Below are 12,353 nucleotides of genomic sequence, written 5' to 3'. Positions count from 1 at the left end.
ACCCCCGTTTCATTGTCTGGAGATTCCATGTTTTCTGTTCTCTTTCAGCGCGTGCACTCACGTCCTCGGCACGGCCGCCGGGCTTATTCGGTCTGTCTACTGATCCTGGCTTCAACCCTGCTGTGCCTGGGTGCCCAGGCCCAGCAGGCATTGAGCCTCGACCAAGCCCTGCAGCTCGCACAAGACCGGTCGCGCCAACTCGTCGCCCAAGATGCCGTAGCACGATCGTCCCGCGAGATGGCTGCCGCCGCCGGGCAACTGCCCGACCCGGTCCTCAAGGCAGGAGTCAACAACCTGCCCATCAATGGCGAAGATAGCTTCAGCGTCACGCGGGATTTCATGACTATGCGCTCAATCGGCGTGATGCAGGAAATCACTCGGAGCGACAAACTCAAGGCCCGCTCCACTCGCTTCAACCGGGAAGCCGAGGCCGCCGAAAGCAGCCGTGTAGTGGCACTGGCCAACCTACGACGGGATACCGCGATGGCTTGGCTGGACCGCTACTACCAGGAACGCATGCTGGATGTCTTGCGCGCACAGCGGGCCGAGGCCAGCCTGCAGATCGAAGCCAGCGATGCCGCTTACCGGGGCGGGCGCGGTAGCCAGACCGACGTGTTTGCCGCACGCTCGGCAGTGGCGCAGATGGACGACCGCATCCGGCAAACCGAGCGTCAGATCAGTACCACCAAGATCAAGCTGGCACGCTGGATCGGAGAGCCCGCCAGCCAAGCTCTGGCACTTCCACCCAACTTGAACCAAGTCCACCTCGAACCGACCAGCCTGGATGCGCAATTGGCCCACCATCCAGAGATCGCGCTGATGCTCAAGCAGGAAGAGGTTGCACAGGCAGACGTGGATATCGCGCAAAGCAACAAACGTTCTGACTGGAGTGTGGAGCTGATGCTGAGCCAGCGTGGCCCGGCCTACTCCAACATGGTGTCATTCAACGTCTCGATCCCGTTGCAATGGGACCAGAAGAACCGGCAAGACCGGGAAGTGGCCGCCAAGCTGGCCATCGCCGAGCAGATGCGCGCCCATCGCGAGGAAGCCACACGTGAACACGTCGCCGACACCCGCATGTGGCTCCAGCAATGGCAGAGCGACCGTGACCGTGTGGCCCACTTCGACAGCACGCTGGTCCCGCTTGCTGCCGAGCGCACCCGTGCAGCCTTGGCCGCCTACCGTGGTGGCAGCGGCTCACTTACTGCTGTGCTCGAAGCCCGGCGTATGGAGATCGATACCCGCATGGACCGCCTTCGCTTGGAAATGGAAGCTGCCAGCCTGTGGGCGCAGCTGGAATACCTGCTGCCCGCAGACCACCCAGCCACCACGACCACCTCAAGGGAGAAATGACCATGCCGAAACTCAAAACTTTCATTGCAGGCCTGATCTGTGTCGGTGTGCTCGGGGCCGTAGGTTATGGCCTCTATGCCATGGGCATGCAGCGTGGCAAGGACCTGACCGCCATGCCGGCGTCTTCAGAATCTGCTGCAACGACACCAGCGTCGACGGTGGCTGTGGCCGGACCGCAAAGTGTGGCCCAAGGCGAGGAAGCAACCCGTCGACATATCGCGGCGGGTATCAAGGCGGGGGATATCGATCCCACCACTGGAAAGAAGATCCTCTACTACCACGACCCCATGGTGCCGGGGAACAAGTTCGACAAGCCTGCCAAGTCTCCATTCATGGACATGATGCTGGTGCCCGTCTATGCCGACAGCGACGGAGATGGCAGCAAGGTCACAGTGAGTTCGCGCATCCAGCAGAACCTGGGCGTACGTACTGCGGAAGTGACACAGGGCACACTGGCGCCCCAGCTATCCGCCGTCGGCAACATCGCATTCAACGAGCGCGACCAAGCCTTTGTGCAAGCCCGGGCCACGGGTTACATCGAACGTCTGCACGTGCGCGCTACGCTCGACCGAGTCAACAAAGGGCAGCCTTTGGCCGAGCTCTACGTGCCGGACTGGATTGCCGCACAGGAAGAGTTTCTCTCGGTGCGGCGCATGCAGGGGACGGATCTGGCGAGCCTGGTCGATGGCGCACGCCAGCGCATGCGCCAAGTCGGCATGAACGAGGAACAGATGCGTTGGGTCGAGAGCAGTGGCAAGACCCAGCCACGGACCACGCTTTTCGCACCCATCGCCGGTGTGGTGGTGGAACTGATGGCCCGCGAAGGCATGACCGTCATGCCCGGTGCAACGCTGTTCCGCATCAACGGTTTGTCGTCCGTCTGGGCGAATGCCGAAGTACCGGAAGGCCAGGTTGCGTTGATCCGCCCTGGCACCAAGGTCCAGGCCAATAGTGCCGCTGCACCCGGCACCGCCCTGCAGGGCACAGTGCAAGCCCTGGTACCCGAAGTGAACATGGCCACCCGGACCCTCAAAGCCCGAGTGGAACTGCCCAACCCCGGCGGCCTGCTGGTACCCGGCATGTTCGTCAATATGCAGTTCATGGACATGCGGGCCGAGAAATCGCTGCTGGTTCCGACCGAAGCGGTGATCCAGACCGGTAAGCGTGTTGTGGTCATGCTCGCCGAAGACAAAGGCAAGTTCCGGCCCGTCGAAGTGGAAACCGGTATCGAGAGCAATGGACAGACTGAAATCAAGCGAGGCTTGCAAGCCGGGCAGCGCGTGGTGGTGTCATCCCAGTTCCTGATCGATTCCGAAGCGAGCCTCAAAGGCATCGAAGCCCGTCTGAACGACACACCCCAGCCCAATGCGGCCAACACGGCACCCCGCCACGAAGGTGAAGCCAAGATCGAAGCCATCGGAAAAGATGCCATCACGTTATCGCATGCGCCGATCGCCTCACTCAAATGGGGTGCAATGACCATGGATTTCAAGCTGCCGGCCAGCGGCAAGCCTCGTAATCTGGAGCGTGGCGACAGGGTCAGCTTTGAGTTCTACATGGACGCCGAGGGCTTGCCGCAACTCACCCGCATCACCTCCGTGGCTCCTGAATCCCAGGCTGCGCCGGCCAAAGTGACAGGAAACAAGCCATGATCGCCAAGTTCATCCGCTGGTCCATTGCCAACCGCTTCCTCGTCCTGTTGGCAACCGTGATGTTGTGCGCCTGGGGGATCTATTCAGTCGTGCGCACACCGCTGGACGCATTGCCTGATCTCTCGGACGTGCAGGTCATCATCCGCACCACCTATCCTGGGCAGGCACCGCGAATTGTCGAGAACCAGATTACCTACCCGCTGACCACCACCATGTTGTCGGTGCCGGGGGCCAAGACGGTGCGCGGCTATTCGTTCTTTGGCGATAGCTTTGTCTACGTGCTGTTCGAGGACGGAACCGATCTCTACTGGGCCCGTTCACGGGTTCTGGAGTACCTGAACCAGGTGCAGTCACGCCTGCCGGCCGCGGCCAAGGCGTCCATCGGGCCAGACGCTACCGGAGTGGGCTGGATTTATCAGTACGCGCTGGTGGACCGCAGCGGCACCCAGGACGCTTCGCAGTTGCGTGCCCTGCAAGACTGGTTCCTCAAGTTTGAGCTGAAAACCATCCCCAACGTAGCCGAGGTCGCTTCAATCGGTGGCATGGTCCGCCAGTACCAAATCGTGCTCGACCCAAACAAGCTGGTGGCCTATGGCATTCCACACACCAAGGTGGTCGAAGCCATACAGAAAGCCAACCAGGAAACCGGCGGCTCGGTGCTGGAGCTGGGCGAGGCCGAGTACATGGTACGTGCATCGGGCTATTTGCAAGGCCTGGACGACTTCCGCAAGGTGCCCTTGATGACCACCGCTGCGGGTGTGTCGGTACGTCTGGGCGACGTAGCGCGCATCCAGCTTGGCCCGGAAATGCGCCGTGGCATCGGCGAACTGGACGGTGAAGGCGAGGCTGCAGGTGGCGTGATCGTGATGCGCTCTGGCAAGAACGCGCTGGAGACTATCACTGCGGTGAAGGAAAAACTCAAAACCTTGCAGTCCAGCTTGCCCCAGTGCGTGGAGATCGTGCCCGTCTACGACCGCTCCAACTTGATCGAACGTGCGGTGAACAACCTGACCTACAAGTTGCTGGAAGAGTTCATCGTTGTCGCGGTGGTGTGTTTCCTCTTCCTGTTCCACCTGCGCTCCGCTTTAGTGGCCATCGTCTCGCTGCCACTGGGCATTCTGGCGGCATTCATCGTCATGCACTACCAAGGCGTCAACGCCAACATCATGTCTTTAGGAGGGATTGCCATCGCCATCGGGGCCATGGTGGATGCGGCGGTGGTGATGATCGAGAACGCGCACAAGCACTTGGAGCAATGGGGTCACGCGCATCCAGGGGAAACGCTGCACGGAGAAGCCCGCTGGCGGGTGATTGGCGATTCAGCCGCGGAGGTGGGGCCGGCTCTGTTCTTCTCGCTGCTGATCATCACCCTGTCGTTCATTCCGGTGTTCACCCTGGAGGCGCAGGAAGGCCGCCTGTTCTCACCGCTGGCATTCACCAAGACCTATTCGATGGCCGCTGCAGCAGGCTTGTCAGTGACCCTGATCCCGGTGCTGATGGGCTACCTCATTCGCGGTCGCATCCCCGAAGAAAAGAACAACCCGCTGAATCGCCTCCTGATCGCGGTGTACCGCCCGCTGCTCAATGCGGTGCTGCGAGCACCCAAGATGACCTTGGTGGTCGCAGCGGTGCTGCTGGTACTGAGCCTGTGGCCCCTGCAGCACATCGGCGGCGAGTTCATGCCGCGTCTGGACGAAGGCGATCTGCTCTATATGCCCTCCGCTCTGCCGGGGCTGTCCACCGGCAAGGCCAGCGAGTTGTTGCAGCAGACTGACCGCCTGATCAAGACCGTGCCCGAAGTGGCCAGCGTCTACGGCAAAGCCGGACGGGCCGAGACCGCAACCGACTCCGCGCCCATGGAGATGTTCGAGACCACGATCCAGTTCAAGCCCAAGGAGCAGTGGCGCCCCGGCATGACGCAGGACAAGCTGGTGGAGGAGCTGGATCGCATCGTTAAATTACCGGGATTGGCCAACATCTGGGTACCACCAATCCGCAACCGCATCGACATGCTGGCCACCGGTATCAAGAGCCCGGTGGGCGTCAAGGTGGCGGGGACCGATCTGGCCGAGATCGACCGTATCGCCGGAGAGATTGAGCGTGCAGTAAAAGACGTGCCGGGTGTGAGCAGCGCCTTGGCCGAGCGCTTGACCGGTGGCCGCTATGTGGACATCAATATCCGTCGGGAGGAAGCTGCGCGGTTCGGCCTGAACATTGCCGATGTCCAGTCGGTGATCTCGTCGGCGGTCGGTGGCGAGAACATCGGCGAGACCGTCGAGGGCCTGCAACGCTTCCCCATCAACCTGCGCTATCCCCGCGAAATCCGGGATTCGCTGGAAAAGCTGCGCGTACTACCCATCGTCACGGAACGCGGCCAGCGTCTGGTTCTGTCGGATGTGGCCGATATCCGCATTACCGATGGCCCGCCCATGCTGCGTAGCGAGAACGCCCGCCTGTCCGGCTGGGTCTACGTGGACATCCGCGGGCGCGACCTGCGCTCCGCGGTGCAGGACATGCAAAAGGCTGTGGCGCAGCAGGTCAAGCTACCTCCCGGCTACTCCGTCTCGTGGTCGGGCCAGTTTGAGTACCTGGAGCGCGCCACGGCCAAGCTCAAGGTGGTAGTGCCATTCACGCTGCTCATCATCTTCGTACTGCTGTACCTGACGTTTGCCAGTTTTGGCGAAGCAGTGCTGATCATGGCAGCGCTGCCGTTTGCGCTGATTGGGGGCATCTGGCTGCTCTACCTTCTGAACTACAACCTGTCGATCGCCGGCGCGGTGGGCTTCATTGCGCTGGCCGGGGTGTCCGCCGAGTTCGGCGTGATCATGCTGCTGTACCTGAAGAATGCTTGGCATGAACGGCTGGACCAAGGCAAAACCACGGAAGCTGACTTGCTGGATGCCATACGGGAAGGGGCGGTACTGCGGGTGCGGCCCAAAGCCATGACGGTCGCGGTCATTCTTGCGGGTCTGTTTCCGATCATGTGGGGCACCGGTACCGGCTCCGAAGTAATGCAGCGCATCGCAGCGCCGATGGTCGGCGGGATGATCACTGCACCCCTGCTGTCGATGTTCGTGATTCCGGCTGCCTATCTGCTGATGCGGCGTCCAAGAGAAGCTAGGGCCAACGCCTCCAGGCGGGTATTGTTTTGGACAAAGTAATCTGCAGGCCGGCCGCAACGCACATGCCCGGACCTTCAAAACCTAGCCTCTGAGTGAGAAAAAGCGGTGGTCAACAAAACCCCCAATTGGTAAATATCACCACGTCATCATGTTAGAAATACCAACTCAGCGGGGCAGTGAATCTCGGAGCGCTTCGAGAATTCGCTCCTCTGGATCATCTACGCCCAATGATGCCGAGGCGGTGTTTCCGAAGATGATCGTACCGATGCTTGGCTTGGTAAAACGAAGCTGAATCTTCTCCATGGAAAATTTTCGCGGACCAGTCAATGTCGTGCAGGAGGATCGGACGTCACGATCTCCTTTGATCACAATCTTTGCGCGAATACCAGGTTCGAGCTCCAAGGAATTGACCTGCAGCGAGTCGACCACTGATGTAAGTTCGGCCAGGCTTTGGAACTTCGCGCTCCATGCAAGTACGTCCACTGCCTGAGCCGTGATGGCCACCTCAAAGTCAGAAGCCTCTGAAAGCCGATTAAGCAGCGACTGAACGCTGCGTGGTGGGTCTCGCAGCTCCAACCCTGGGCCCGATGGAGTCGCGCGAAATGAACTCTGACGGAATTCAACTCGCTCAAAAGCCAACTCGACGCCGAAGGGATCAGTCACGGTGTCTGTGTACTCGATGCGCTCGATGTATCGTCCCTCTAACAAGTCATCGCGTACCCGATCAATCACGAAGCCATGAGAAACGTCGGAGCCAAACGGCCGCGCCTTCAGACGCTTGCCGAGCGCACGCATCGAGATAGGCCAGTCAGCCTGCAGCCAACGATATCGTTTCAAGGCTTTTCTCCCTGTTCGCCATCGCTACCTTGCGAAAGCTCAGCATCTTCTGCAATTAGCTCAACTAGCACCTTGCGCGCGGTCGTTTCAATCAAACCAAGCAACTTGGCCTTCTCAGTGTCGCCCACTGGAGCGATCGTCTTACGATGAGCGCCTTTATGTGCGCGGAAAGCGCCCTGCACGTTGTACTTGAAGCCAGTCCCCAGTTTTCGGTCTTGAAAGCCAGCCTCAAACTGAACTATGTCAGGAGGATTTGCATCCTGCTCTGAACGCCACGAGATAGAAGTGATGTAGAAGCCCCGTGCAGTTAAATCTTTGTATTCCTGTGATTGCACCAGATTCTGCCCCGACAGTGCCATGCTATGGACAACCGCGAACATTTCAGCACGTGCTTCGCTTTCTTCAACATCCTCAAGATCCAGTGCCTCATCATCTTCACCCTGTTCCGAGAGGTTAGACGACACGCGCAGATTCATCACGTTTTTCAACTTAAAACCATCCAACGTTGAAATCAGTCGCGTAAAGAACTTGGACCGCAATGCCACCGAGCTGAGTCCCCCCAGCTCGATCACCTCTTCTTGAATCGATTCTTTTCGTCGTCGTTCAACGTTGTCTTTTAAGGCCTCGACGATCCGCTTTGCTTTCTCGGTGGCGGGCATCCGAACGACCGTCTGTCCATCTACAACGAAAAACTCAATATCGGCCTCTTGTCGCTCGCGTTGAAGAAGACGAGCGCGCGAATGATTGAATTCCTCATACTTCACATTAACGATAAAGCCTTCATTGCTTGCAGGCCGGTGAGTAACACGCTCCGTTCTGGCCGCTCCTCCAATGTATTCCTCCACCGCGGCCCGAAGATCCGCCGGAGGGACAACGACGTTTAGCCGGATCGACGTCATCTTCTCCTTACGGCCACCAGGCTCGCGCTTGTGCACGATGCTCGCCACGTCTTGAAATGCATGAGGCAAAATCGAGAGGTAGTCGGCCAAATCCTCTCGAGAGTCCTGTGGCGAACAGAAAATTCCCCGATCTCGGGCAAGCTCCCTGAGAACGTTTTCCGTGATCTTCTGCCTGCCGGAAATCAACAGATCGTAGATGTCGTTGTCGTTCGCACTTAGATGGTCAAGAAAGTCGCTCATGACCACGTCCCCAGGTCAATGTTGGAGTACACGCTACGCGTCTCCCTCATCGGTTCATAACGGATCGCTTTAACGTACTCACCAAGATCGGTGTCCACGCCTGCGCCGGTAAGCCCCTCAATGTATTGAAGCTGCGCCTTCTGAAACGTGGGAGACGAAATAGGTGAGGCGCCAAGCGTTTTGACCTTCACGGACGTGTTTTCGTCGAGAAGTTCGTACTTGCGCATGGTGTCGATGAGATACATAAACTCGTCTACGGTGTCACCTGGCCTCGAATAGAAGACGATTACCCCACGCTGGTGCGAACGACGAGGGTCGCGGTGCTCCAAAATGATGATCGGAGACGTCAGTGTCTCAAGCGTTGCTGCTTTTGCCTTCTTCACTTGCAAATTTGCGCGCCGCATCAGTTGAGGATGAAAAAAGAAACAGAACTCAGGCGCAGGCACCTCAGGGTTGCTTTTTCCACGCATCTGCTGAATATCGGCGCGGATGTTGTCAAGCCAAAAAATTTCCTTCGGACCAAGAACGAAAAGCTTGCTACCGCGCGGTAGTTGAAGACTTTCCGGTGCGATATGCATCAAATTTTTCTGGAAGTCGGCCTCATATTCACCGTCGTGGTTGTAGACGAAAAGTAGGCCGCTAACTGAAAAGGTGACGTTGTCGTGAGTGTGCAGCTTGCGCCACTCTTCGCTTCGCTCAGCGCATGCCACCTGTTTTGCCAAACTCTCAACAGCCGCTTTCACTGCCGCCGCTGTGATTGTTCCCTTGGCATAGCTTTTAAGATCACAGTGCACGTACGTCTGTCGAGCCGCATAGGGCTCGTCGTAGTAGTACACGACATCACAGGGGTGAGTGGCAACTTGATGACGTTCTTTGTCTTCACATGGCCAGTCGTGGTTTGTAGGTCCAAGCTTCGACCAGAAAAATTCCGAAAAGAGCTCGCTTGCCAAAAGCTCGGCTTGATGCGCCGTATGTTCGTTTTCTGCCAAAGTACCCCCCATTTTTGGCAAATGTTACAGGGCGCCGAGAACTTTGTGATGTTGTAACTCAAAACATGCGGATTTTTGAGTGTTCATTTACATGGCTGCGTGCTGCAAGTCGTGCTGAGTTGATGCGGTAGGCATTGCTACAGGAGCTGAAATCTGCTGCCTACTGGGCGACCATATCGTCACCGGTTCGTGGTGATCGGAACGACGTCCGCGCTCACAACAATTATGAAATGGGTCGATCGCGCTTTGAGCATAAAAAATTTTGAGCCTTCGCTGAACTCGCCAAGTGCGCCAAGTCGTTTATTGAATTGAGGCAGAATCTCCTGGTAATCGTGAAACTCTCACGGTTGCATCCGTTCATGTCGAGATATAGCAATTCCAATAGAGAAAACTAAAATGGGAGCTAATAATAATTTATTTGCGATACAGTGGCGCAGATTATTTTTATTGTTAGCTAACCATGCCCTTTAAGAGGGCCTCATAGTTCATTGACGGAGGTGCGCCTCGGAAATAATCGTCCGCTCCAGCAGGTTCTTCAGAAAATCTCTGAATCTGAAGATGTTCAGCGGCCTTCTGCTCAATAACACTCTTCAAATCGGAATTTTCAGAGATAGTCTGCATAAAAGGCTTTGCTGATTCAGGAAAGTCTTTATGGTAAACGTGTGTTACTAAGCCCTTGAGAAATTCAAATTCATTGATTAGTACGCTGCCTCGAAGCTGCATTTCAGGTCGCTCGGTCAGCCAGAGCGAGATATCTGTTTTTTTCCCCTCGTGCTCTATCCAAGCATGAGAAGTAGCCCCCGCCCAACTCTCGTCTGTGATCCATCCTACGATCATCTGAACACCGATGCCTTTTTCTCTCGCAAGATATTCGCGAAGAAAAAACGCAAGGTGATAACAACCAGCAAACATTTTTCGAGGAATTACGATATTTTCAAATGCATAGATTGCTGCCTCTGCCACGACTTTAGAATCACCCTTTAGATCATTTCGCCAAGCTTGTACGCGATTTTTTAATTTCTCGATCTCTGCCTTGCGGCGTTTTGCATCACCCACAACCTGCTCCCTTTTTAGTTTGTAGTTAAATTTTTTTAAAGTACCGTCCATGATGTCGGGCGTAGTATCAGCTGGGTATCTTTCGCAAGGGCTAGGGAAAAGTTGCCAAAATGAACTCGGTCCAAAATTTTTTATATTTTTCTCTAGGGAAGTTCGATTTTTCTGCACGCTGAACCTAGTGAGTGAAATGGAACGGAATACCCAACTCGCTGCTTATTATGGGGAAAGGCTGAAGAGAACGAGGCTTCGCGCAACGCAGACACTAACCGTCAAGCACGCGTTCGAGGCATCCAACGGCGAGCTAAGCAGGACAAGCAAGACACAGATGGAGCTCTCATACTGCCACTGCCCCACGACGCGTTGATAGCATTGCTAACCCCTGAGAATAGTAGAGATTAGTAGTAGTCTTACTATTAAGTCATCATCCCATCTTGACTGGCTCAGGTCATCAATAGTAGTGATCCCACACCCCATTGGATCTCGTTGACCGCGCCGAAGCGGTTCTTGATGGCCCGCACCAGGCGAAAGCTGCTGTGGGTGTCGCCCTCGAAATACAGCACGGTATCGACCATGTGTTCCAGCACGCGCGGCCCGGCGAGCGCGCCCTCCTTCGTCACGTGGCCGACCAGCACGATGGCCACGCCACTGGCCTTGGCGGCGCGCGTGAGGTGGGCCGCGCATTCGCGCACCTGGGCCACGGAGCCCGGCGCCGAGGTCAATTGCTCGGAATAGACCGTCTGGATCGAGTCGATGACGGCGATGTTCGGCTGGTGCGCGTCGAGCGTGGCCAGGATTTTCTCGAGCTGGATCTCGGCCAGCACCTGCACCCGACTGCCCTCGATGCCGAGCCGGCGCGAGCGCAGCGCCACCTGCGCGCCGCTCTCTTCGCCCGTGACGTACAGCGTCTTCTGGCCGGCGCGCTGCAGCGCGTCGAGCGCCTGCAGCAGCAGCGTCGACTTGCCGATGCCCGGATCGCCGCCGATCAGCACCACGCCGCCTTCGACGATGCCGCCGCCGAGCACGCGGTCGAGCTCGTCCATGCCGGTGGGCGTGCGTTCGACCTCGCTGGCTTCGATATCGGCCAGCGCCACCACGGCCGCCGTCTTGGCCAGCGCGGCAAAGCGGTTGCGCGCGGGCGCGGCGCTTTCGGCCACCGACTCGACGAGTGTGTTCCAGGCATTGCAGTGCGGGCACTTGCCCAGCCACTTGGGCGTGGTGCCGCCGCACTCGTTGCAGACGTAGATTGTTTTTTCTTTGGCCATGCCGGAATATAACTGGACGGATAACCAGTGTCGACCCGTGTCGATGCGCGCCACCCGGCCAAACCTAGAATCGATGCGGTCACAACAGCCCAGCCAGGAGACCAGATGCACACGCCGATCAACCCGTTCAAGCAGGCCATGCGCGAGGGCCGGCCCCAATTCGGCCTGTGGCTGGGCCTGGCCGACGCGTATGCCGCCGAAATCCTCGCCGGCACCGGCTACGACTGGCTGCTGGTGGATGGCGAACATGCGCCCAACGACCTGCGCAGCACCTTGGCGCAACTGCAGGCGATCGCGAGCTCGAACGGCGCCTTCGCGGCCGAGCCCGGCTCGCACGCCGTCGCACGGCTGCCGGTCGGCGAAACGGCGTTGATCAAGCAGTACCTGGACCTGGGCGTGCAGACGCTGCTCGTGCCGATGGTCGACACGCCGGAACAGGCGCTGGCGCTGGCGCAGGCCATGCGTTATCCGCCGCAAGGCATCCGCGGCATGGGCAGCGCGCTGGCACGCTCGTCGCGCTGGCAGCGGTATCCGAACTACATCCATGAGGCCAACGACCAGGTGTGCCTGCTGGTGCAGGCCGAAACCGTGGAGGCGATGCGCAACCTCGACGCGATCGCCGCCACGGACGGCGTGGACGGCATCTTCATCGGGCCGGCCGATCTGTCGGCCTCCATGGGTTACCCGGGCCAGCCCGGCAATCCCGAGGTCCAGGCCGCGATCGAGGACGGCATCCGCCGCATCCTGCGCGCGGGCAAGGCGCCGGGCATCCTGGCCACGACCAAGGACCAGGCCGACAAGTGGCTTGCGGCCGGCGCTTTGTTCGTGGCCATCGGCATCGACACCATGCTGTTGACCGCAGCGGCGACGCACCTGCTGACGCAGTTCAAATACACGGCCACGCGCGGTGACAGCTATTGAGCGGACCGTTCAGTACTATCGA

General features: G+C 58.3%; 8 protein-coding genes and 1 pseudogene. 4 read left to right on the top strand and 5 right to left on the bottom strand.

Annotation, left to right across the window (positions count from 1 at the left end; translation table 11 throughout):
* Positions 1-27: 27 nt before the first annotated feature.
* Genes RD110_RS01025 through RD110_RS01015 form a run of 3 tightly spaced genes read left to right on the top strand, consistent with a single transcriptional unit; the run spans position 28 to position 6,166 of the window.
* Positions 28-1,353: a TolC family protein gene (locus RD110_RS01025; RefSeq protein ID WP_076195858.1), complete on the top strand. Its 1,326-nt coding sequence runs from the start codon at positions 28-30 to the stop codon at positions 1,351-1,353.
* 2 nt (positions 1,354-1,355) lie between these two features.
* Positions 1,356-3,005 carry an efflux RND transporter periplasmic adaptor subunit gene (locus RD110_RS01020; protein WP_076204192.1) on the top strand — a complete coding sequence of 550 codons (1,650 nt, stop codon included), beginning with the start codon at positions 1,356-1,358 and terminating at the stop codon, positions 3,003-3,005.
* Positions 3,002-6,166: an efflux RND transporter permease subunit gene (locus RD110_RS01015; protein ID WP_076195856.1), complete on the top strand. Its 3,165-nt coding sequence runs from the start codon at positions 3,002-3,004 to the stop codon at positions 6,164-6,166. Before RD110_RS01020 ends, RD110_RS01015 begins: the two co-directional genes overlap by 4 nt.
* A gap of 126 nt (positions 6,167-6,292) precedes the next feature.
* Here RD110_RS01015 and RD110_RS01010 read toward each other — a convergent pair whose 3' ends face one another.
* From RD110_RS01010 to RD110_RS00995, 5 genes and pseudogenes are all read right to left on the bottom strand, one after another.
* A complete protein-coding gene (locus RD110_RS01010; RefSeq protein WP_239467145.1) occupies positions 6,293-6,964 on the bottom strand; it encodes a hypothetical protein in 672 nt (223 codons plus the stop codon).
* Positions 6,961-8,103 (bottom strand): hypothetical protein, encoded by a 1,143-nt coding sequence (locus tag RD110_RS01005; protein WP_076195854.1) that lies wholly within the window; start codon positions 8,101-8,103, stop codon positions 6,961-6,963. The genes RD110_RS01010 and RD110_RS01005 overlap by 4 nt, the downstream gene beginning before the upstream one ends.
* Positions 8,100-9,104, bottom strand: coding sequence for a PD-(D/E)XK nuclease domain-containing protein (locus RD110_RS01000; RefSeq protein ID WP_239467144.1), 1,005 nt, complete (start codon positions 9,102-9,104; stop codon positions 8,100-8,102). Before RD110_RS01000 ends, RD110_RS01005 begins: the two co-directional genes overlap by 4 nt.
* 438 nt (positions 9,105-9,542) lie before the next feature.
* Complete coding sequence (locus tag RD110_RS27665) at positions 9,543-10,199, bottom strand: hypothetical protein (RefSeq protein WP_157900022.1); 657 nt, start codon at positions 10,197-10,199, stop codon at positions 9,543-9,545.
* 425 nt (positions 10,200-10,624) lie between these two features.
* A pseudogene (locus RD110_RS00995) lies at positions 10,625-11,410 on the bottom strand (DUF7125 family protein); the annotation flags it as partial.
* A 105-nt stretch (positions 11,411-11,515) separates the two neighbouring features.
* Here RD110_RS00995 and RD110_RS00990 point away from each other — a divergent pair.
* Positions 11,516-12,331 (top strand): aldolase/citrate lyase family protein, encoded by an 816-nt coding sequence (locus tag RD110_RS00990; RefSeq protein ID WP_076195852.1) that lies wholly within the window; start codon positions 11,516-11,518, stop codon positions 12,329-12,331.
* Positions 12,332-12,353 lie beyond the last annotated feature (22 nt).

Origin of the sequence: Rhodoferax koreense, from assembly GCF_001955695.1 — a bacterium.
In the GTDB taxonomy this organism is placed as follows: Bacteria; Pseudomonadota; Gammaproteobacteria; order Burkholderiales; family Burkholderiaceae_C; genus Rhodoferax_B; species Rhodoferax_B koreensis.
The sequence above is the reverse complement of the archived record's forward strand: the minus strand, read 5'-3'. Positions and strand labels throughout refer to the sequence as shown.